Genomic DNA, 21,791 nt, shown 5'->3' with positions numbered 1-21,791 from the left:
TCTATTGCCCGCGCTTGAGGAACACGTGGAAGCCCTGATCGGCGTATGCCGTCGGCGGGAGATCGTCGAGCAGCATCGCGGCGTCGATATCCGCGAGTTCCTCGACACGTTTCTGCTGCTGCCAGTGATAGATGCCGAACAGGCCGGCGCCAAGCGCGACCAGTGTCCAGATCAGTGCGCCGCGCCGCAGCCAGCCGCCGATCCGGTGCAGCGGCGTGTCTTCCTCGTCCTCGAACGAGGGCGTGTGGCCACCTGGCATCGCATACTGCGGCACGCGAACCGGCGCCTCGGCCTTCTTGTGGGCCAGCGCCATGCGGCGCGCAGCCGCGAGCCGCTCGGTCACGTCCGCTGGCAAATGGTCGGCGGACGCATCAAGTGCAGCGCGAATCTCATGCGCGAAGCGTAGTTCCTGGATTTCTCTGTCGTTTCTGCTCATAGTCGGACCCCCCGTGCGCGCAGTGCTTGCGCCAGGGTATGCGTGGCACGGGAACAGTGCGTCTTGACGCTGCCTTCTGAGCACCCCATGACCGCGGCGGTTTCGGCGACGTCCATATCCTCCCAGTAACGCATCAGGAACGCCTCGCGTTGACGCGTGGGCAGGCGCTGGATTTCCTGCTCGATGATCGCCATGACCTGCGCCCGCTCGACCTTGTCGGCACTGCTCTCGGCCATTTCCGTGCCGGCTTCTGCCACGAGCGTATCGAGCAGGTCGTTATCGTCGCCTTCGCGCTCGTCGCGCAGCGTGGAGAACAGTGATACCCAGGTATTGCGGACTTTCTGGCGGCGGAACCAGTCGTGAATGGTGTTCTGGAGAATGCGCTGAAACAGCGGCGGCAGCTCGGCGGCGCTCTTGTCGCCGTACTTTTCCGCGAGCTTGATCATGGCGTCCTGGACGATGTCCAGCGCAGCTTCGTCGTCGCGCACGGCAAACACCGCCTGCTTGAAGGCGCGCCGCTCGACGCTGGCGAGAAAATCGGACAGTTCCTGGTCGGTAGCCATGCAGGCGGGGAAAACAATATCTCTGTGCTGGCGGATGTGCTGCGAACGGCTCGCCGCATACCCGGAGTGGTGCGATGCTAGCAAAAAACAAGCACGCATGACCACTTCTGTATTGCACCTAATACAAGATGGTCCCGCTGAAATGCTGGCGGGACGACACAAAAAGACCGTAGACCGCGCTGGTGCATTGCAGTATCATCGACGGTTCACACGACATCAGTGGTTGTCTCATCAGACCGCTTATGAGGCGGTCTTCTCATGCAGACGCGCACCGCTTGAACCCGTGCCACAAGCCCGGCAGAGAGCATCCAAACAATTTTTTGCCGAAAATTGCAAAGGACTGAAATGAACATGCCCAGCGCGGAATTCTCCCACGCAGACAGCAATTCATCTGCCGCACCCGAAATGATCGGTGCGGAAATTCTCGTTCATGCACTAGCCGAAGAAGGCGTTGAATACGTCTGGGGTTATCCCGGCGGCGCAGTGCTGTATATCTACGACGAGCTCCACAAGCAGAAGAAATTCGAGCACATCCTGGTGCGCCACGAGCAGGCCGCGGTCCATGCCGCAGACGGCTATGCACGGGCAACCGGCAAGGTGGGCGTCGCCCTGGTGACCTCGGGTCCCGGCGTGACCAATGCCGTCACGGGCATTGCCACCGCGTACCTCGATTCGATCCCGATGGTGGTGATCACCGGCAACGTGCCGACCCACGCGATCGGCCAGGATGCCTTCCAGGAATGCGACACCGTCGGGATTACACGCCCGATCGTCAAGCACAACTTCCTGGTGAAGGACGTGCGCGACCTCGCCTCGACCATCAAGAAGGCGTTCTACATTGCTTCGACCGGCCGTCCGGGCCCGGTGGTGGTGGACATCCCCAAGGATGTTTCGCGCAACACCTGCAAGTACGAGTACCCGAAGTCGCTCGACATGCGCTCGTACAACCCGGTCAACAAGGGCCACTCGGGCCAGATCCGCAAGGCCGTGGCGCTGCTGCAGGGCGCCGAGCGTCCGTACATCTACGCCGGCGGCGGCGTGGTGCTGGCCAACGCCAGCGAGGAACTGCGCCAGCTCGCAGCCCTCACGGGCCACCCGGTCACAAACACACTGATGGGCCTGGGCTCGTTCCCCGGCACCAGCAAGCAGTTCGTCGGCATGCTCGGCATGCACGGCACGTATGAAGCCAACATGGCCATGCAGAACTGCGACGTGCTGATTGCCATCGGTGCGCGTTTCGATGACCGCGTGATTGGCAACCCGTCGCACTTCACCTCGCAGGCGCGCAAGATCGTCCATATCGATATCGACCCGTCGTCGATCTCGAAGCGTGTCAAGGTGGATATCCCGATCGTCGGCAACGTCAAGGACGTGCTGCAGGAGCTGATCGCGCAACTGCAGGCCAGCGATGTCAAGCCCAAGCGCGAGGCGCTCGCCAAGTGGTGGGAGCAGATCGAGCAATGGCGTTCGGTGGACTGCCTCAAGTACGACCGCAGCTCCGAGATCATCAAGCCGCAATACGTGGTCGAGAAGATCTGGGAACTGACCAAGGGCGATGCGTTCATCTGCTCCGACGTCGGCCAGCACCAGATGTGGGCCGCGCAGTTCTACAAGTTCAACGAGCCGCGCCGCTGGATCAACTCCGGCGGCCTGGGCACGATGGGCGTGGGCCTGCCGTACGCAATGGGCATCAAGAAGGCGTTCCCGGAGAAGGAAGTCGTCACCATCACCGGTGAAGGCTCGATCCAGATGTGTATCCAGGAACTGTCGACCTGCCTGCAGTACGACACGCCGGTCAAGATCTGCTCGCTCAACAACGGCTACCTCGGCATGGTGCGCCAGTGGCAGGAAATCGAGTACGACAACCGTTACTCGCATTCCTACATGAATGCGCTGCCCGACTTCGTGAAACTGGCCGAGGCCTATGGCCACGTCGGCATGCGCGTGGAAAAGACGTCCGACGTCGAGCCGGCGCTGCGCGAGGCCTTCCGCCTGAAGGACCGTACCGTGTTCCTGGACTTCCAGACCGATCCGACCGAAAACGTCTGGCCGATGGTCCAGGCGGGCAAGGGCATTTCGGAAATGCTGCTTGGCGCGGAGGACCTGTAAATGCGACACATCATTTCGGTCCTGCTGGAAAACGAACCGGGCGCATTGTCGCGCGTGGTGGGCCTGTTCTCGGCCCGCGGCTACAACATCGAGACGCTGACGGTCGCGCCGACCGAAGACGCTTCGCTGTCGCGCATGACAATCGTCACGAGTGGTTCGGATGACGTGATCGAACAGATCACCAAGCACCTGAACCGCCTGGTGGAAGTGGTCAAGGTGGTCGACCTGACCGAAGGCGCGCACATCGAGCGCGAGCTGATGCTCGTGAAGGTGCGCGCGGTCGGCAAGGAGCGCGAGGAAATGAAGCGCACCGCCGACATCTTCCGCGGCCGCATCATCGACGTCACCGAGAAGACCTACACCATCGAACTGACCGGCAACGGCGTCAAGCTCGATGCCTTCCTCGATGCCATCGACCGCACCGCAATCCTCGAAACCGTCCGCACGGGCGGCTCGGGCATTGGCCGCGGCGAGCGCATCCTTAAGGTCTGACCAGGACGTTTCGCAACGCATCCCAAGGCTTAAGCAGTATCCCCCCCGGGCGGCGCGATCCGGTAGCACACGATGCGCCCGATGATGCCGCCTCCTCATACAAAGATTGAGACTGAAGGAATTATCATGAAAGTGTTTTACGACAAGGACGCCGACCTCTCCCTGATCAAGGGCAAGAACGTCACCATCATCGGCTACGGCTCGCAAGGCCATGCCCACGCGCTGAACCTGAAGGATTCGGGCGTGAACGTGACGGTTGGCCTGCGCAAGAGCGGCGCGTCGTGGAACAAGGCTGTCAACGCCGGCCTGCAAGTGAAGGAAGTGGCCGAGGCCGTGAAGGGTGCCGACGTGGTCATGATCCTGCTGCCGGACGAGCAGATCGCCGACGTGTACAAGAACGAAGTGCACGACAACATCAAGGCAGGCGCCGCGCTGGCCTTCGCCCACGGCTTCAACGTGCACTACGGTGCCGTGGTGCCGCGCGCCGACGTGGACGTCATCATGATCGCGCCGAAGGCCCCGGGCCACACCGTGCGCGCCACGTACACCCAGGGTGGCGGCGTGCCGCACCTGATCGCCGTGTACCAGGACAAGTCGGGCGCTGCCCGTGACGTCGCCCTGTCGTACGCCACCGCCAACGGCGGCGGCCGTGCCGGCATCATCGAAACCAACTTCCGCGAAGAAACCGAAACCGACCTGTTCGGCGAGCAGGCCGTGCTGTGCGGCGGTACCGTCGAGCTGATCAAGGCTGGCTTCGAAACGCTGGTGGAAGCCGGTTACGCGCCGGAAATGGCCTACTTCGAGTGCCTGCACGAACTGAAGCTGATCGTCGACCTGATCTACGAAGGCGGCATCGCCAACATGAACTACTCGATCTCGAACAACGCCGAATACGGCGAGTACGTCACCGGCCCGCGCATCGTGACGGAAGAGACCAAGAAGGCCATGAAGCAGTGCCTGAAGGACATCCAGACCGGCGAATACGCGAAGAGCTTCCTGCTCGAGAACAAGGCTGGCGCCCCGACCCTGTCGTCGCGTCGCCGCCTGAACGCCGAGCACCAGATCGAAGTGGTTGGCGAAAAGCTGCGCGCAATGATGCCGTGGATCGCCAAGAACAAGATGGTCGACCAGTCGAAGAACTAAGCTGCCTGTCAGCGTGAAGGCCGCCCACCTGTAGGTGGCCGGCCAAAGCCGTTCAGTGTTTCGTGGATGCCTTCTATATTGAGAAGGGATTGGCGGGGCCTGAACGGCTTTTTGTTATCCTTGTCAGACTTTGGGCGGAGCGTGCCTTATCCTGCTCCGCGTCGGCGCCGTCGAGCCCTGACAGTGGCCGTATCCGCTGCACCTGAGTGCGCGATCGTGCCTTTTCCTCTCAACCAAACAAGCACTGCATGAACTATCCTCATCCGCTGATCGCCCGTGAAGGCTGGCCATTCCTGGCCGGCGCCTTTCTTATCTCGCTGCTGGTACACGCCAGCGCGGGCTTCTGGTGGGCATTGCCGCTGTGGATCATCACGCTGTTCGTGCTCCAGTTCTTCCGCGATCCGCCGCGGCCCATCCCGGCGCAGCCGAATGCCGTGCTGGCACCAGCTGACGGGCGCATCGTCTCGGTCGAGAAGGTGCAGGATCCCTATGCCGGCCGCGAAGCGCTGAAGATCAGCGTGTTCATGAACGTGTTCAACGTGCATTCGAACCGCGCCTCGGTCGACGGCAAGGTCGAGAAGCTCGAATATTTTCCGGGCAAGTTCGTCAACGCCGACCTGGACAAGGCTTCAACCGAGAACGAACGTAATGCGGTGGTCATCCGCCGTGCTGCTGACGGCCAGATCGTGACGCTGGTGCAGGTGGCTGGCCTGGTGGCACGCCGCATCCTGTGCTACACGAAGGTGGGCGACAGCCTGTCACGCGGCCAGCGCTATGGCTTCATCCGCTTCGGCTCGCGCGTGGACGTCTACCTGCCAGTGAGCGCGCGGCCGCGCGTCACCATCGGCGAAAAGGTGTCGGCATCGTCGACGATCCTCGCCGAGCTGGACGAAGCCAAGTAAGCGACAACCGGACAGGAGCGCTGTAATGGTTGCCTTTCACCGCCGCAACAAGCGGGCCAACAGCGGAAACGTGACGCATCTGCGTCCGTTCCGTCATAACCAGCTGCGCGGCGCCGACGACCTGGACGACGATGCCGCCGACGACGACCACGACATCGTCTACCAGCGGCCGCGCCGGCGCGGCATCTACCTGCTGCCGAATGCGTTTACCACGGCTGCGCTGTTCGCCGGCTTCTTCGCGATCGTGCAGGCCATGAACATGCGCTTCGACGTGGCGGCCATCGCCATCTTCGCAGCCATGGTGCTCGACGGCATGGACGGGCGCGTGGCACGCATCACCAACACGCAGAGCGCGTTTGGCGAGCAGTACGATTCGCTGTCGGACATGACGTCGTTCGGCGTGGCGCCGGCCCTCGTGATGTACGAATGGATCCTGCACGATCTGGGCAAGTGGGGCTGGATAGCAGCCTTTGTCTACTGCACGTGCGCGGCGCTACGGCTGGCGCGCTTCAACGCCAATATCGGCGTGGTCGACAAGCGCTTCTTCCAGGGGCTGCCGAGTCCTGCAGCAGCGGCGCTTGTCGCCGGCTTCGTCTGGCTCGTGATCGACAACAAGCTGCCCGTCAAGGAGCTGTGGATGCCGTGGGTGGCGTTCGGCATCACGCTGTACGCGGGGCTGTCGATGGTTTCGAACGCGCCGTTCTACAGCGGCAAGGCGCTGGATGTCCGCTACCGCGTGCCGTTCGGCATGATGGTGCTGGTACTGGTGCTGTTCGTGCTGGTATCGACCGATCCGCCCGTTGCGCTGTTTGCACTGTTTGTCGCGTATGCAATTTCAGGCTACGTGCTGTGGGGCTGGCGTGCCATCCACGGGCAGCCAGGCGTGGCAAAGAAGGTGCGCGATAACGGCTCGCACTGAGCGTGGTGGCAGGGGAGGGCGCTCAGGCGCCCTTCGTGCTTTTCGCCGGCTGCTTCGAATCCGGATTGCCGCGGTCGCTACCGTGCTACCGCGGCATGCATTCTGTGTTTTCCACTCACCGTCAGGAGGATGTCATGGGCATGTTCGACTTCATCAAGGAAGCGGGCGAAAAGCTGTTCGGTACCGGCGAAGCCAAGGCTGCGCAAGCGGCTGCCGCGGCCGATGCATCGGCCGAGAAGGTCGATGCAGCCAACCGAGCCGCGGGGGATGCCATTGAGGCGTACGTCAAGAAAATGGGCCTCGACGCCACCGGGCTGATGGTGCAAGTGGACGGCTCGCAGGGCCTGGTGACCGTGTTCGGCGTAGCGCCGGACCAGGCCACGCGTGAAAAGATCATCCTGTGCTGCGGCAACGTCGAAGGCGTCGACAAGGTGGAGGACAAGATGTCGGTCAACGTGGAATCGACCGAATCGCAATGGCACACCGTGGTCAAGGGCGACACCCTGTGGGCCATTTCGCAGGCGGCCTACGGCAACGGCGCCGAGTACAACCGCATCTTCGAAGCCAACACGCCGATGCTGTCCCACCCAGACAAGATCTATCCGGGCCAGAAGCTGCGGATTCCGCCGAAGGGCTGAAAACGCGCGGGCCGCACCCGTAAAAGCCCGTCTTGCACGGGCGCAGCAACTCCGCTATATTCCTTGCCATGATTTCGCGCCAAGCCCTACTCGCCCGCACCAAGCTAGGTGGCCTACTAGGCCATCAGGTCGGGACGCGCGCGCGCTGAGGCTACCCATACCCTCAGCACGGAATCACCAAGGAATTTTCCAACGCCCCGGCCTGCATCGATGCACGCCGGGGCGTTTTGCATTCACTCGCAGCGAATGCGTGGAACAGGCGGTACCCGGCGGCACGATGGCGGGGACAGCACACAATAATGCCCAGGAGCTCCACAATGTCTGACAAACTCATCATTTTCGACACCACCTTGCGCGATGGCGAGCAGTCGCCCGGCGCCTCGATGACGCGCGAGGAAAAGATCCGCATTGCGAAGCAGCTGGAGCGCCTGAAGGTCGATGTGATCGAAGCGGGCTTTGCCGCAAGCTCCAATGGCGACTTCGAAGCCATTCGCTCGATCGCTCAGGTCGTGAAGGATTCGACGATCTGCTCGCTGGCTCGTGCCAACGACAAGGACATCGCGCGCGCCGCCGAAGCGCTCAAGCCGGCCAACTCGTTCCGTATCCACACGTTCATCGCCACGTCGGCGCTGCACATGGAAAAGAAGCTGCGCATGACGCCGGACCAGGTCTATGAGCAGGCTCGCTTGGCCGTTCGCTTCGCGCGCCAGTTCACGGACGATATCGAGTTCTCGCCGGAAGACGGCAGCCGCTCGGACATGGACTTCCTGTGCCGCGTGCTCGAGGGCGTGATCGCCGAAGGCGCGACCACGATCAACCTGCCGGACACCGTGGGCTACGCGGTGCCGGAAGGCTACGCCGACCTGATCCGCTCGGTGCGCGAGCGCATCCCGAACTCGGACAAGGCCGTGTGGTCCGTGCACTGCCACAATGACCTCGGCATGGCGGTGGCGAACTCGCTGGCCGCGGTGAAGCTTGGCGGTGCGCGCCAGATCGAATGCACGATCAACGGTCTGGGTGAGCGCGCCGGCAATACCAGCCTCGAAGAAGTCGTGATGGCCGTGAAGACGCGCCGCGACTACTTCAATCTCGATGTCGGCGTCGATACCTCGCAGATCGTACCGGCCTCGAAGCTGGTGTCGCAGATCACCGGTTTCGTGGTGCAGCCGAACAAGGCCGTCGTCGGTGCCAACGCGTTCGCGCATGCTTCGGGCATCCACCAGGATGGCGTGCTGAAGGCGCGTGACACGTACGAGATCATGCGCGCGGAGGATGTGGGCTGGACCGCCAACAAGATCGTGCTGGGCAAGCTGTCGGGCCGCAATGCCTTCAAGCAGCGCCTGCAGGAACTGGGCGTCGAGCTTGAGAGCGAAGCCGAGGTCAATGCCGCGTTCGGTCGTTTCAAGGAGCTTGCCGACCAGAAGGCCGAGATCTTCGACGAAGACATCATGGCCATCGTCTCGAACGAAGCCCAGCACGACGCCAACGAGCACTACCGTTTTATTTCGTTGTCGCAGCGCTCGGAAACCGGGGAGCGTCCGCATGCGCGCGTCGTGTTCAACATGGACGGCCAGGAGCATTCCGGTGAAGGCGAGGGCAACGGCCCGGTCGATGCCACGCTGCATGCGATCGAATCGCAGGTGAACAGCGGCGCCGAGATGGTGCTGTACTCGGTGAACGCCATCACGGGCGGCACCGAGGCACAGGGCGAAGTGACGGTGCGCCTGTCCAAGGCCGGCCGCATCGTCAACGGCGTCGGCACCGATCCGGACATCGTCGCGGCTTCGGCAAAGGCCTACCTGGCCGCGCTGAACAAGCTGCACGACAAGGCCGTGCAGAAGATCAATCCGCAGATCTGATTTTCAGACCCGCATCCTGGCGTCGCCCGTATTCCGGGTGATGCCTGCGGCGAAGGGCCTATCCGGCCTGAGCGCCCGAACCAGCCCGCCGGCCGCCAGACGTGGTCCGCGGGCTGTTTTCATTGGCCACGGTCTACCAGCGCCTGCGGTCCGGGTCGTAGAGCGGGTCCGGCGTGATCTGCGTCTGGCGCAGGATGCCGTCGTCATCGAAATAGAAGTTGAACAGCGACGGCCACACGCCCTCATGGCGAAAGCGGTAGGTCCAGACCTCGCGCTTCATGCGCGGAAAATACTGAACCGGCTCGCGAGTCATGCCGAAATGCTCCTGCACATCGCGCTTGGTCCATTTGCCGACCTCGGCCTTGTACAGCTCGAGCGTATCGAGCATGTTGCGGAAATCGGTCAGGTTACCGTTGCGGTCAAAGTCGGCCGCATAGGCTTGCTGGCCTAGCGGCTGTTGAGAATAGATCCAGCGCGTGGTGCCGTCGCGCAACGCGTAGACCTCCGGCGGCGGGCCGAAGCGTGCCTGCACGGCAGCCTGCGGGGCGCCAATCAACTTTCGCCCTTCGTCCACGGGCATCAGGGTCGCGCAAGCCGACAGCAGGGCGACGCTTGCCGCCAGCGCGATCCGGCGGCCGGTGCGAATCAGGGATCGGTTCATGGCTACCTCGGTTCATACAGTGGCTGAAGTGTAGCGATTCAAGCGGTCGACGTGCATCTGGCATATCTTTTTGCCATGAAGTCGCGGTAAGTTCGTGCAGACAGCGTCTTACTGAGTCAGGCGCGGTTTCGCTCAACGATTTGCGATGCGCGCGGTGCTGCCTTACCATGCGCGCTTTCGCGGAGACTTGGCATGTGGAAACTGGCAAAAGGTTGGCTCGCGGCCGGCCTGATGTGTGTGGCAGCGGGCGCCCAGGCGCAGGAGCCGATCCGGCTTGGCATGATCGACGGGCTGTCCGGGCCGTTCGCCAATGCCGGCGAAGCCGTGGTGCGCAACCTGCGCATTGCGATCGAGCGCGTCAATGCGCGCGGCGGCGTGAAGACTGCGCAGGGCCGGCGGCCGATGGAACTGGTTACGTTCGACAGCAAGGGCAACGTCGACGAAAGCCTGATCCAGCTCCGCAGCCTCGTGGACAAGGGCATTCCCTTCGTCCTGCAGGGCAACAGTTCCGCGGTGGCCAGCGCGCTGGTCGCGGCGATCAACCGGCACAACGTGCGCCAGCCCGATGCGCGGGTGCTGTTCCTGAACTATTCGGCGGTCGACCCCAGCCTGACCAACGAAAACTGCAGCTTCTGGCACTTCCGCTTCGATGCCAGCGCGGACATGCGCATGCAGGCGCTGGCCGAGGTCATCCGTCAGGATCACTCGGTGCGGCGTGTCTACCTGATGAACCAGGACTACAGCTTCGGCCAACAGGTATCGCGTTCCGCGCGCGATATGCTGTCGGCCAAGCGGCCGGACGTGCAGGTGGTCGGCGATGAATTTCATCCGATCGGCAAGATCAAGGACTTCGCGCCCTACATTACCAAGATCAAGGCCAGTGGCGCCGACGCCGTCGTGACGGGAAACTGGGGCAACGACCTCACGCTGATGGTCAAAGCCGCGCGCGAAGGTGGGCTGCAGGCGAAGTTCTACACGTTCTACGGCAATGGCCTCGGTGCGCCGGCCGCGATGGGCGATGCTGGCGTGGGCCGTGTGCTGGCCGTGGCGGAATGGCATCCGAACGTCGGCGGCGCCGCGTCGGACGCCTTCTATGAACAGTTCCGGGCGCGCTACCCGGAGCCCAAGGACGACTACGTGCACCTGCGTATGCAGATGATGATCGAGATGCTGGCGCGCGCCATCGAAAAGGCCGGCTCGACCGATGCGGTGAAAGTCGCCCATGCGCTGGAAAACATGCGCTACGTCAACGACTTCCATGAGGCCACGATTCGCGCCGAGGACCATCAGGTCCTGCAGCCGCTGTATGTGTCGGTGATGGAGCGGCAGGGCGGCGAAGTGCGTTTCGACAACGAAGGCTCAGGCTACGGCTTCCGCACGGTACGCAAGCTCAAGGCGGCGCAGACCACGCTGCCGACCACGTGCCGCATGCAGCGCCCTTAGGGCGCGATCAGGGGAGTCAATGGCAAGCCTGGCCCTTTGCGGCCGCTTTTCCGTTATAATGCGCCGCTGTCGTTGTCCGGCGCTCGCCGGTTGCGGCAGATGCCTGTCTAGTACGCATGGCACGACGCAAGCGGCGCATCCCGCGCTGTCGCGTTCGCAAGTGAAAGGAAATCATCATGGCATTCTCCGGTATCAACAAGACCGAAGTCATCAAGCAGTACGCACGTGGCGCCAACGACACTGGCAGCCCCGAAGTTCAGGTGGCTCTGCTGACCACCCGCATCAACGAACTGACCCCGCACTTCAAGGCCAACATGAAGGATCACCACAGCCGCCGCGGCCTGCTGCGCATGGTGAGCCGTCGTCGTCGCCTGCTGGACTACCTCAAGTCCAGCGATGCTGACCGTTACCGCGCCCTGATCGAAAAGCTGGGCCTGCGCAAGTAAGGATTGGCTGGCATGGCAGCGCGATTCCTGGTTTTGCACGGTTTCGCGTGAGGCCTCGATGCCTGCTTCAGCATTGCTGGGGCAGGCATTTTGCATTTCTGGCGGCCAGTTTGTGCCTGCGCGAAATGCAGCATGTTGATGGGTGATTTTTACTTCACTTTGCCGAGCAAATTCTGATTCGCCGGCCCCCCGTTGCGGCAAGCCCTGCAACGGAGTAAGTTGCTCTTTTTCATGGTTTTAAGTATCCGGACCGGCCAAGGAAACAGGGCTTTGTGTCATTCCAGCGCGGCATCGGCGACAGTGCCGCGCTGGAATGGCATAGCACTTCCCTGCAACTGCGACCGCCTCCGGCAGTTAGCCCGCGGCTGAGAACGCGGGCGAGGCACGCCGCGCAACGATTGCGGCGTGCACGCAAGACAAGGAATGCAAATGTCCATGTTCAACAAGGTTGTGAAGCAGTTCCAGTGGGGCCAGCATACGGTCCGCATGGAAACTGGCGAAATCGCCCGCCAGGCTGGCGGCGCCGTGATCGTCGACGTGGAAGATACCGTCGTGCTGGCGACCGTTGTCGCGGCCAAGAGCCCGAAGCCCGGCCAGGACTTCTTCCCGCTGACCGTCGACTACATCGAAAAGACTTACGCCGCAGGCAAGATCCCCGGTGGCTTCTTCAAGCGTGAAGGCCGTCCGTCGGAAAACGAGACGCTGACTTCGCGCCTGATCGACCGTCCGCTGCGCCCGCTGTTCCCGGAAGGCTTCTACAACGACGTGCAGGTGGTGATCCACGTGGTGTCGCTGAACCCGGAAGTGCCGGCCGACATCCCCGCGCTGATCGGCGCGTCCGCCGCGCTGGCCGTGTCGGGCATTCCGTTCAATGGCCCGGTGGGTGCTGCACGCATCGGCTACAAGGACGGCCAGTACCTGCTGAACCCGACCCGTTCGCAGATCGCCACGTCGGACCTGGACCTCGTCGTCGCCGGTACCGAGCGCGCCGTGCTGATGGTCGAATCGGAAGCCAACCAGCTGTCGGAAGAGGTGATGCTGGGCGCCGTGGTCTATGGCCACGAGCAGATGCAGGTCGCGATCAACGCCATCCACGAACTGGTGCGTGAAGGTGGCAAGCCCGAGTGGGACTGGGCCGCCGCGCCGAAGAACGAAGCCCTGATCGCCAAGGTCACGGAAGTCGCGCTGCCGCTGCTGCAGGAAGCCTATCAACTGCGCCAGAAGTCGGCCCGCAGCCAAAAGCTGAAGGAAGTGTCGGCCAGCGTGACGGCCGCCCTGGCCGAGGCCGGCGTCGAAGCCGACAAGGTGGAAGTCGGCAATATCATGTTCGACCTCGAGGCCAAGATCGTCCGTGGACAGATCCTCGGCGGCGAGCCGCGTATCGACGGCCGCGACACCCGCACCGTGCGTCCGATCGAAATCCGTTCGTCGGTCCTGCCGCGCGCCCACGGCTCGGCCCTGTTCACCCGCGGTGAAACCCAGGCGCTGGTCGTGGCCACGCTGGGCACGAAGAGCGACGAGCAGATCATCGACGCGCTGGCCGGTGAATACCGCGACCGCTTCATGCTCCACTACAACATGCCTCCGTTCGCCACTGGCGAAACCGGCCGCGTGGGTAGCCCGAAGCGCCGCGAAATCGGTCACGGCCGTCTGGCCAAGCGCGCACTGATCCCGGTGCTGCCGAAGGACGACGAGTTCGCCTACACCATCCGCCTGGTTTCGGAAATCACCGAGTCGAACGGTTCGTCGTCGATGGCTTCGGTCTGCGGCGGCTGCCTGGCACTGATGGACGCTGGCGTCCCGGTCAAGGCGCATGTGGCCGGCGTGGCCATGGGCCTGATCCTGGAAGGCAACAAGTTTGCCGTGCTGACTGACATCCTCGGTGACGAAGATCACCTCGGTGACATGGACTTCAAGGTGGCGGGTACCGACAACGGTATCACCGCGCTGCAGATGGACATCAAGGTTCAGGGCATCACCAAGGAAATCATGCAGGTTGCCCTGGCGCAAGCCAAGGAAGGCCGTCTGCATATCCTGGGCGCGATGCAGGGTGCCATGGGCCACGCGCGCACCGAGCTGTCGGCGCACGCACCGCGCATGATCACCATGAAGATCCATCCGGACAAGATCCGCGAAGTGATCGGCAAGGGCGGTTCGACCATCCAGGCACTGACCAAGGAAACCGGCACGACCATCGACATCCAGGAAGACGGTACGATCACCATCGCGTCGACCTCGACCGAAGGCATGGCCGAAGCCAAGCGTCGCATCGAGGGCATCACCGCCGAAGCCGAAGTGGGCAAGATCTACAACGGCACGGTGCTGAAGCTGCTGGACTTCGGCGCGATCGTGAACATCCTGCCGGGCAAGGATGGTCTGCTGCATATCTCCGAGATCGTCAACGAGCGCGTGAAGGACATCAAGGACTGGCTGAAGGAAGGCCAGCAACTGCGCGTCAAGCTGATCCAGGCTGACGAGAAGGGCCGTCTGCGCCTGTCGCTGAAGGCCGCGCTGGCGGAAGAGGGTGGCAGCATCAGCCCGGTGAATGCCGGCGAAGCCGCCGCGGCTCCGGCTCCGGCTGCGGCTCCGGCAACTCCGTCGGACCAGCAGCAGTAAGCTGCAATCGGTGCCGCCCCAGGCGGCGTCGGACAAAAAACGGCTGGCGATGTCCAGCCGTTTTTTTGTTTACACTGCCGGGCAACCCATTGAGCAATCGCTCTTACCGAAGCGCCGCGACAGCGTCATCGCCTCGCGCACAGATAAAGACAAGGAGCAGCAATGCAAGCCATCGAGATTCGCGAATACGGTGCCCCCGAGGTCCTGCAGGAGACGCAACGGCCTGATCCTGTGCCCGGTGCCGGCGAAATCCTGATCCGCGTGGCCGCGGCTGGGGTCAACCGCCCCGACGTGTTCCAGCGTACCGGCAACTATCCGGTGCCGCCGGGCGCGTCCGACCTGCCAGGTCTGGAAGTGGCCGGCGTGGTGGTCGGTGGTGACCTGTCTCATGCCGACAATCGCTTCGGCCTGAAGGTCGGCGACCGCGTGTGCGCGCTCGTGCAGGGCGGTGGCTATGCGCAGCTTTGCATCGCCCCGGTAGCGCAATGCCTGCCGGCCCCGAAGGGCCTGAGCGATATCGAGGCAGCGGCGTTGCCTGAGACGTTCTTCACGGTCTGGAGCAATGTGTTCGATCGCGGCTACCTGGGCCAGGGCCCGCGCGGCAAGGACGAGACGCTGCTGATCCAGGGCGGTTCGAGCGGCATCGGCACGACCGCGATCCAGATCGCCAAGGCGCTCGGCTACAAGGTGTTCGTCACGGCGGGTACGGACGAGAAGTGCAAGGCTTGCGAAGACCTCGGCGCCGATCGCGCGATCAACTACAAGACCCAGGATTTCGTTGCCGAAGTCGCCGCGCTGACTGAAGGCAAGGGCGTCGACGTGATCCTCGATATGGTCGCCGGCTCATACCTCGCGCGCGAGCTGAAGTGCATTGCCGATGACGGCCGCATTGTCATCATCGCGCTGCTGGGCGGCGCCAAGGCGGAAATCCCGCTCGGCGACATCCTGCGCCGCCGTATCACGGTCACGGGTTCGACGCTGCGCCCGCGCTCCGCATCGTTCAAAGGGCAGATTGCGCAGGCACTGCACCAGCAGGTGTGGCCGCTGCTCGAAGCCGGCAAGATCAAGCCGGTGATCCACAAGGTTTTCCCGGCCGCGCAGGCCGCCGAAGCGCATCGCCTGATGGAGTCGAGCGAACACATCGGCAAGATCGTACTGACCTGGTAATCGCGCGAAAAAGTTGCTACCGGGGCCGATCCGGCCGCGGTAGCGCCGGTCCCCCGCCGCAAGCTACAATAACGGGTTTGATTTGGGAGGGGACCTCGTGAGACAAAAGCTCGTCATCGGCAACTGGAAGATGCACGGCAGCCTGGCCGCCAACGCTGCGCTGCTGGAAGGTATCAAGGCTGCACCCGCGCGTGCGCGGCTGGCGGTCTGCGCACCTTTCCCCTATCTTGCACAGTGCCAGGCGTTGCTGAATGGCTCGCAGGTGTCCTGGGGCGCACAAGATGTGTCCGCTGAGGCGCGTGGCGCATTCACCGGCGAGGTGGCTGCGTCGATGTTGGGCGAGTTCGGCTGCACATACGCGCTGGTCGGACACTCGGAGCGCCGCACGTACCATGGGGAATCCGACGCCGTGGTGGCTGCCAAGGCGCTGCGCGCCTTGGAATTCGGCATCATTCCGGTGATTTGCGTCGGCGAAACGCTCGCCCAGCGCGAAGCCGGCGAGACCGAGGCTGTGGTGGGGCGCCAATTGCAGGCCGCCCTGGATGCGCTGTCGGTCGAGCAACTGGGTCGTGCGGTGCTTGCCTATGAGCCCGTGTGGGCCATCGGTACCGGCAAGACGGCAAGCAGCGAGCAGGCGCAGGCCGTGCATGCTTTCTTGCGCGCCAAGGTGCGCGAACGCGACGCTGGTGTTGCTGACCGTATGGCGATTTTGTACGGTGGCAGTGTCAAGCCGGACAATGCAGTCGAATTGTTTTCCATGTCCGATATCGACGGGGGCCTGATTGGTGGTGCCTCGCTGAAGTCGGATGATTTTCTCGCGATCGGCAACGCCTGAATGCCCGTCGTGCCAGACATCCGATCAGGCAAGTAACGCTAACTTTATCCAAATGGCAATTTTCAAGACTTTGTTGGTGCTGGTGCAGGTGTTGTCGGCGCTCGGCGTCATCGGCCTCGTGCTGATTCAACACGGCAAGGGCGCCGATGTTGGCGCGGCGTTCGGGTCGGGAGCTTCGGGCAGTCTGTTCGGCGCTACGGGCTCGGCAAACTTCCTGTCGCGTACTACGGCGGTGCTGGCTACGCTGTTCTTCATCTGCACGCTGAGCCTGACGCTGATGGGTAACTACAAGCCCACCACGTCGCTGGGCGTGATGGGTGCGGCCCCGACTGCTGCGCCGGCTCCGGCTGCTGCATCGGCGCCTGCTGCGGCGGCCGCGGATGCATCGTCGCCGGCTGCGCCCGCTGTTCCGAAATAATCAACCGGCCTTGAATTCGATTCCTGATTTTTTTTGCAGTTGTGCGTTGAACAATGCAGCAAACCGGGTTAGAATCCAAGGCTTGAAACGATTCCCCAGCGATGGGGCTTAAGCAAAGGCAAAAACCTTTGCAAAAGCTCTGAAGGGCCTAAAAAACCCGGCGCCAGGCAATATTGTTTCTCCCCCAGCCGACGTGGTGAAATTGGTAGACACGCTATCTTGAGGGGGTAGTGGCGAAAGCTGTGCGAGTTCGAGTCTCGCCGTCGGCACCAAACAACTCGATCGGAGTCCGCTCCCGGGCAATGCTCCCGGCCAGCGGACTCCGGCGGTCCGCAAGGCGGCGCGCCGTGAGGTCTTCGGCATAGCGCCTGGGGTGGGCAACAGGACGCCGCTTCAGCTGGTGCTGTTGACAACATTCCAGATAAGGCTGGCCGCATCTTGACTCTCGAAGCCTACTTCCCCGTTCTCATCTTCATCATCTTCGGCGTCGTGCTTGGCATTGCGCTGATGTCGATTGGTCGGATCCTCGGTCCGAACAAACCTGATCCCGCGAAGCTGTCGCCGTACGAATGCGGCTTCGAAGCGTTCGAGGATGCGCGCATGAAGTTCGACGTGCGCTACTACCTCATCGCCATCCTTTTTATCCTGTTCGATCTCGAAACCGCCTTCCTGTTTCCGTGGGGTGTTGCCCTGCGCGAAATTGGCTGGCCGGGATTCATCGCCATGGGCGTGTTTCTGCTGGAATTCATCGTGGGCTTCGTCTACATCTGGAAAAAGGGCGCGCTCGATTGGGAGTGATGTGAAATGGCAATCGAAGGCGTTCTCAACGAAGGCTTTGTCACGACTACTGCTGACAAGCTGATCAACTGGACCCGCACCGGGTCGCTCTGGCCGATGACCTTCGGCCTGGCCTGCTGTGCTGTGGAAATGATGCATGCCGGCGCCGCGCGCTACGATCTGGACCGCTTCGGCGTGGTGTTCCGCCCGTCGCCGCGCCAGTCGGACGTGATGATCGTGGCCGGCACGCTGTGCAACAAGATGGCACCCGCGCTGCGCAAGGTCTACGACCAGATGGCCGAGCCGCGCTGGGTGATCTCGATGGGCTCCTGCGCCAATGGCGGCGGCTACTACCACTACTCGTATTCGGTGGTGCGTGGCTGCGACCGCATTGTGCCGGTGGACATCTACGTGCCGGGCTGCCCGCCCACGGCTGAAGCGCTGATCTATGGCGTGATCCAGCTGCAGAACAAGATCAAGCGCACCAACACCATCGCGCGCAAGGGCTGACATGGCGAAGCTTGAGACCCTGAAGGCCGCGCTCGAGAAAGTTCTCGGCAAGCGCGTGCAGAAACTGATCGAGGCGACCGGCGAACTGACGCTGATCGTCAAGGCAGATGACTACCTCGAAGTTGCCCGCACGCTGCGCGACGATCCGTCGCTGCGTTTCGAGCAGCTCATCGACCTCTGCGGCGTCGACTATTCCGACTTTGGCGACGGCGCCTGGGACGGTCTGCGTTTTGCCGCGGTATCGCACCTGCTGTCCGTGACCCACAACTGGCGTCTGCGTCTGCGCGTGTTTGCGCCGGATGACGATTTCCCCGTGGTGCCGTCGCTGATCGACGTGTGGAACTCGGTCAACTGGTTCGAGCGCGAAGCGTTCGATTTCTATGGCATCGTCTTTGAAGACCATCCGGACCTGCGCCGCCTGCTGACCGATTACGGTTTTGTCGGCCACCCGTTCCGCAAGGACTTCCCGGTGTCGGGTTACGTGGAAATGCGCTACGACCCCGAGCAGAAGCGGGTCATTTACCAGCCGGTCACGATCGAACCCCGCGAAATCACGCCGCGCGTGATCCGCGAGGAAAACTACGGCGGCACGCAGCACTGATTACGCGCCATGGCAGATATCAAGAATTACACCCTGAACTTCGGCCCGCAGCACCCGGCCGCACACGGCGTGCTGCGCCTTGTGCTGGAGCTGGACGGCGAAGTGATCCAGCGTGCCGATCCGCACATCGGCCTGCTGCACCGTGCCACCGAAAAGCTGGCAGAGCAGAAGAGCTGGATCCAGAACGTTCCGTACATGGACCGTCTCGACTACGTGTCGATGATGTCCAACGAACATGCCTACGTGATGGCGATCGAGCGGCTGCTCGGCATCGAAGTGCCGATCCGCGCGCAGTACATCCGCGTGATGTTCGACGAAATCACCCGCCTGCTGAACCACCTGATGTGGATCGGCGCGCATGCGCTCGACGTGGGCGCGATGGCGGTGTTCCTCTACGCGTTCCGCGAGCGGGAGGACATGTTCGATATGTACGAGGCGGTGTCGGGCGCGCGCATGCACGCGGCCTACTACCGTCCGGGCGGCGTGTATCGCGACCTGCCTGACACAATGCCGCAATATCGGGCGTCCAAGGTTCACAACGAGCGTGCCATCAAGGTCATGAACGAAGCGCGTTCGGGCTCGCTGCTGGACTTTATCGAGGACTTCACCAACCGGTTCCCGAAGTACGTCGACGAGTACGAGACGCTGCTGACCGACAACCGGATCTGGAAGCAACGCCTGGTCGATATCGGTGTGGTCAGCCCGGAGCGTGCGCTGCAGATGGGTTTCACCGGGCCGATGCTGCGTGGTTCGGGCATTGCCTGGGACCTGCGCAAGAAGCAGCCGTACGAGGTGTACGACAAGATGGACTTCGATGTGCCGGTGGGCGTGGGCGGCGACTGCTACGCGCGCTACCTGGTCCGCGTCGAAGAAATGCGCCAGTCCAACCGCATCATCAAGCAGTGCATCGAATGGCTGCGCCGCAATCCGGGCCCGGTGATCACGGACAACCACAAGGTTGCGCCGCCGTCGCGGGTGGACATGAAGTCGAACATGGAAGAACTGATCCACCACTTCAAGCTGTTCACCGAAGGCATGCACGTGCCGGAAGGTGAAGCGTATGCAGCGGTGGAGCACCCGAAGGGTGAATTCGGTATCTACGCGATCTCTGACGGCGCGAACAAGCCGTACCGCCTGAAGATCCGCGCACCCGGCTTCCCCCACCTGGCCGCCCTCGACGAGATGGCCAAGGGACACATGATTGCTGACGCGGTAACGATCATCGGCACGCAAGACATCGTCTTCGGCGAGATCGACCGCTAAACACGGACCGCTGGCCTGGACGACGATCCGGGCGCTTCCTTGCCGCGACCGGTGCGTCATCGGGGAGCGGCGGGGAAACCCACGGCGGAACGGCAGGGCCTAAGGCCCGCCGGCGGAACAGGCAGCGACGGCTGCAAACCTGCGGATGCAAGCCCGTTTGCTGCCTCCGCCGTTTTACTGCAATGACCATGCTATCAGCAGAAGCTCTCAAGGAAATCGATCGCGCGATCGCGAAGTATCCGGCCGACCAGAAGCAGTCGGCCGTGATGGCGGCGCTTGCCGTGGCACAGGGCGAGGTGGGCTGGGTTTCCCCCGAAGTCATGCAGTTCGTCGCCAGCTACCTCGACATGCCGCCCGTGTGGGTGGAAGAGGTGGCGACCTTCTACAACATGTACGACACCAAGCCGGTGGGCAAATTCAAGCTCGCCGTCTGTACCAACCTGCCGTGCGCCCTGTCGGGCGGCGAGCGGGCCGGCGAGTATCTCAAGCGCAAGCTTGGCATCGATTACAACGAGACCACTGCCGACGGCTGCTTCACCCTCAAAGAGGGTGAGTGCATGGGCGCCTGCGGCGACGCGCCGGTAATGATCGTCAACAACACCCGCATGTGCAGCTTCATGAGCGACGACAAGCTCGACGCGCTGGTCGACGAGCTGAAGGCCGACGCTGCCGCCAAGGGGGCAAAGTAACATGACCTCTCTGCACGACCGCCACATCCAGCCGCTGATCCTGGCCGGCCTGGATGGCAAGAACTGGCACCTGGAAGACTACGTCAAGCGCGGCGGCTACCAGCAGCTCAAGCGCATCCTGACCGAGAAGATCCCGCCCGAGCAGGTGATCGCCGACGTCAAGGCTTCCGGCCTGCGTGGCCGTGGGGGCGCAGGCTTCCCGACCGGCCTGAAGTGGAGCTTCATGCCGCGTACGTTCCCGGGCCAGAAGTACCTCGTCTGCAATACCGATGAGGGCGAGCCCGGTACGTTCAAGGATCGCGACATCATCCGCTACAACCCGCACTCGCTGATCGAGGGCATGGCCATCGGCGCTTACGCGATGGGCATCACCGTGGGCTACAACTACATCCACGGCGAGATCTGGAACGAATACAAGATCTTCGAGGAAGCCCTCGAAGAGGCGCGTGCCGCAGGTTTCCTCGGTGACAACATCCTGGGTTCGGGCTTCAACTTCCAGTTGCACGCCCACCATGGCTATGGCGCGTACATCTGCGGCGAGGAAACTGCGCTGCTCGAATCGCTGGAAGGCAAGAAGGGCCAGCCGCGTTTCAAGCCGCCTTTCCCGGCCAGCTTCGGCCTGTACGGCAAGCCGACCACCATCAACAACACCGAGACGTTTGCCGCGGTGCCGTTCCTGCTGGCCGTTGGCCCGGAGAACTACCTGAAGATGGGCAAGCCGAACAACGGCGGCACCAAGATCTTCTCGATCTCCGGTGACGTCGAGCGTCCGGGCAACTACGAGATCCCGCTGGGCACGCCGTTCGCCAAGCTGCTCGAGCTGGCCGGCGGCATGCGCGGCGGCAAGCGCATCAAGGCAGTGATTCCGGGTGGTTCGTCCGCACCGGTCGTGCCGGGCGAGATGATGATGGCGTCCGACATGGACTACGACTCGATCGCCAAGGCCGGCTCGATGCTGGGCTCGGGCGCCGTGATCGTGATGGACGAGACGCGCTGCATGGTGCGCTCGCTGCTGCGCCTGTCGTATTTCTATTTTGAAGAATCGTGCGGCCAGTGCACGCCGTGCCGTGAAGGCACCGGCTGGCTGTACCGCATGGTCAATCGCATTGAACACGGAGAAGGGCGCCAGGAAGACCTGGACCTGCTCAATAACGTCGCGGAAAACATCATGGGCCGCACCATCTGCGCGCTCGGCGATGCCGCGGCGATGCCGATCCGCGGCATGCTCAAGCACTACTGGAAAGAGTTCGAATATCACGTCGAACACAAGCAGTGCATGGTTCCGGCCTACATCTAAGCGTGGC

The 21,791-nt window shown here is 62.8% G+C and carries 22 protein-coding genes and 1 tRNA gene; 20 read left to right on the top strand and 3 right to left on the bottom strand.

All coding sequences use genetic code 11. The features are described from left to right. Nucleotide 1: 1 nt before the first annotated feature. Together KHO41_RS01670 and KHO41_RS01665 are read right to left on the bottom strand one after the other, a co-directional pair. Nucleotides 2-436, bottom strand: coding sequence for a DUF3619 family protein (locus tag KHO41_RS01670; RefSeq protein WP_211951555.1), 435 nt, complete (start codon nt 434-436; stop codon nt 2-4). Then, nucleotides 433-999 carry an RNA polymerase sigma factor gene (locus KHO41_RS01665; RefSeq protein WP_211951644.1) on the bottom strand — a complete coding sequence of 189 codons (567 nt, stop codon included), beginning with the start codon at nt 997-999 and terminating at the stop codon, nt 433-435. The genes KHO41_RS01670 and KHO41_RS01665 overlap by 4 nt, the downstream gene beginning before the upstream one ends. Nucleotides 1,000-1,344: 345 nt before the next feature. Here KHO41_RS01665 and KHO41_RS01660 point away from each other — a divergent pair, with 345 nt between their 5' ends. From KHO41_RS01660 to KHO41_RS01630, 7 genes are all read left to right on the top strand, one after another. Beyond that, a complete protein-coding gene (locus KHO41_RS01660; RefSeq protein WP_140952704.1) occupies nt 1,345-3,108 on the top strand; it encodes an acetolactate synthase 3 catalytic subunit in 1,764 nt (587 codons plus the stop codon). Beyond that, nucleotides 3,109-3,600, top strand: coding sequence for an acetolactate synthase small subunit (gene ilvN / locus KHO41_RS01655; protein ID WP_010809144.1), 492 nt, complete (start codon nt 3,109-3,111; stop codon nt 3,598-3,600). 126 nt (nt 3,601-3,726) lie between these two features. Beyond that, nucleotides 3,727-4,743 (top strand): ketol-acid reductoisomerase, encoded by a 1,017-nt coding sequence (gene ilvC, locus KHO41_RS01650; RefSeq protein WP_211951554.1) that lies wholly within the window; start codon nt 3,727-3,729, stop codon nt 4,741-4,743. A 248-nt stretch (nt 4,744-4,991) separates the two neighbouring features. After that, nucleotides 4,992-5,645: a phosphatidylserine decarboxylase gene (locus KHO41_RS01645; protein WP_211951553.1), complete on the top strand. Its 654-nt coding sequence runs from the start codon at nt 4,992-4,994 to the stop codon at nt 5,643-5,645. A 25-nt stretch (nt 5,646-5,670) separates the two neighbouring features. Continuing rightward, the gene (pssA, locus tag KHO41_RS01640) at nt 5,671-6,564 is read left to right on the top strand and encodes a CDP-diacylglycerol--serine O-phosphatidyltransferase (protein WP_211951552.1); all 894 of its coding nucleotides are present in this window, start codon (nt 5,671-5,673) and stop codon (nt 6,562-6,564) included. Between the two features lie 134 nt (nt 6,565-6,698). Further along, nucleotides 6,699-7,202, top strand: coding sequence for a peptidoglycan-binding protein LysM (gene lysM, locus KHO41_RS01635; protein ID WP_211951551.1), 504 nt, complete (start codon nt 6,699-6,701; stop codon nt 7,200-7,202). Nucleotides 7,203-7,519: 317 nt separating this feature from the next. Further along, nucleotides 7,520-9,061 carry a 2-isopropylmalate synthase gene (locus KHO41_RS01630; protein ID WP_211951550.1) on the top strand — a complete coding sequence of 514 codons (1,542 nt, stop codon included), beginning with the start codon at nt 7,520-7,522 and terminating at the stop codon, nt 9,059-9,061. 133 nt (nt 9,062-9,194) lie between these two features. Here the strand turns inward: KHO41_RS01630 and KHO41_RS01625 are convergent, their stop codons facing one another. Further along, a complete protein-coding gene (locus KHO41_RS01625; protein WP_211951549.1) occupies nt 9,195-9,722 on the bottom strand; it encodes a hypothetical protein in 528 nt (175 codons plus the stop codon). Nucleotides 9,723-9,914: 192 nt separating this feature from the next. Between KHO41_RS01625 and KHO41_RS01620 the strand changes: the two genes are divergently transcribed. From KHO41_RS01620 to nuoF, 13 genes are all read left to right on the top strand, one after another. Then, nucleotides 9,915-11,165, top strand: a complete 1,251-nt coding sequence (locus KHO41_RS01620) for a branched-chain amino acid ABC transporter substrate-binding protein (RefSeq protein WP_211951548.1) — start codon at nt 9,915-9,917, stop codon at nt 11,163-11,165. Between the two features lie 176 nt (nt 11,166-11,341). Further along, the gene (rpsO, locus tag KHO41_RS01615) at nt 11,342-11,611 is read left to right on the top strand and encodes a 30S ribosomal protein S15 (RefSeq protein WP_211951547.1); all 270 of its coding nucleotides are present in this window, start codon (nt 11,342-11,344) and stop codon (nt 11,609-11,611) included. A 429-nt stretch (nt 11,612-12,040) separates the two neighbouring features. Next, the gene (gene pnp, locus KHO41_RS01605) at nt 12,041-14,227 is read left to right on the top strand and encodes a polyribonucleotide nucleotidyltransferase (protein WP_211951545.1); all 2,187 of its coding nucleotides are present in this window, start codon (nt 12,041-12,043) and stop codon (nt 14,225-14,227) included. A gap of 162 nt (nt 14,228-14,389) precedes the next feature. Beyond that, nucleotides 14,390-15,394: an NAD(P)H-quinone oxidoreductase gene (locus KHO41_RS01600; RefSeq protein WP_211951544.1), complete on the top strand. Its 1,005-nt coding sequence runs from the start codon at nt 14,390-14,392 to the stop codon at nt 15,392-15,394. Between the two features lie 97 nt (nt 15,395-15,491). Then, nucleotides 15,492-16,229 (top strand): triose-phosphate isomerase, encoded by a 738-nt coding sequence (gene tpiA / locus KHO41_RS01595; RefSeq protein ID WP_211951543.1) that lies wholly within the window; start codon nt 15,492-15,494, stop codon nt 16,227-16,229. Nucleotides 16,230-16,281: 52 nt separating this feature from the next. Beyond that, on the top strand, nt 16,282-16,647 hold the full coding sequence (gene secG / locus KHO41_RS01590) for a preprotein translocase subunit SecG (protein ID WP_211951542.1): 366 nt from the start codon (nt 16,282-16,284) through the stop codon (nt 16,645-16,647). A 187-nt stretch (nt 16,648-16,834) separates the two neighbouring features. Next, a tRNA-Leu gene (locus KHO41_RS01585) sits at nt 16,835-16,919 on the top strand. A gap of 166 nt (nt 16,920-17,085) precedes the next feature. Continuing rightward, entirely contained in the window at nt 17,086-17,445 is a 360-nt protein-coding gene (locus tag KHO41_RS01580; RefSeq protein ID WP_011297144.1) for an NADH-quinone oxidoreductase subunit A, read from the top strand. Between the two features lie 6 nt (nt 17,446-17,451). Further along, entirely contained in the window at nt 17,452-17,934 is a 483-nt protein-coding gene (locus tag KHO41_RS01575; RefSeq protein ID WP_011297145.1) for a NuoB/complex I 20 kDa subunit family protein, read from the top strand. Between the two features lies 1 nt (nt 17,935). Beyond that, nucleotides 17,936-18,535 (top strand): NADH-quinone oxidoreductase subunit C, encoded by a 600-nt coding sequence (locus tag KHO41_RS01570; RefSeq protein ID WP_211951541.1) that lies wholly within the window; start codon nt 17,936-17,938, stop codon nt 18,533-18,535. Between the two features lie 9 nt (nt 18,536-18,544). Continuing rightward, nucleotides 18,545-19,798: an NADH-quinone oxidoreductase subunit D gene (locus KHO41_RS01565; RefSeq protein ID WP_011297147.1), complete on the top strand. Its 1,254-nt coding sequence runs from the start codon at nt 18,545-18,547 to the stop codon at nt 19,796-19,798. 188 nt (nt 19,799-19,986) lie between these two features. Beyond that, nucleotides 19,987-20,487, top strand: coding sequence for an NADH-quinone oxidoreductase subunit NuoE (gene nuoE / locus KHO41_RS01560; RefSeq protein WP_211951540.1), 501 nt, complete (start codon nt 19,987-19,989; stop codon nt 20,485-20,487). Between the two features lies 1 nt (nt 20,488). After that, nucleotides 20,489-21,784, top strand: coding sequence for an NADH-quinone oxidoreductase subunit NuoF (gene nuoF / locus KHO41_RS01555; RefSeq protein WP_211951539.1), 1,296 nt, complete (start codon nt 20,489-20,491; stop codon nt 21,782-21,784). The last annotated feature ends 7 nt before the right edge of the window (nt 21,785-21,791 follow it).

The organism is Cupriavidus numazuensis, from assembly GCF_905397435.1.
Taxonomy (GTDB): domain Bacteria; phylum Pseudomonadota; class Gammaproteobacteria; order Burkholderiales; family Burkholderiaceae; genus Cupriavidus; species Cupriavidus numazuensis.
Note: the sequence above shows the minus strand (reverse complement) of the source record. Positions and strands in the feature narration are given on the sequence as shown.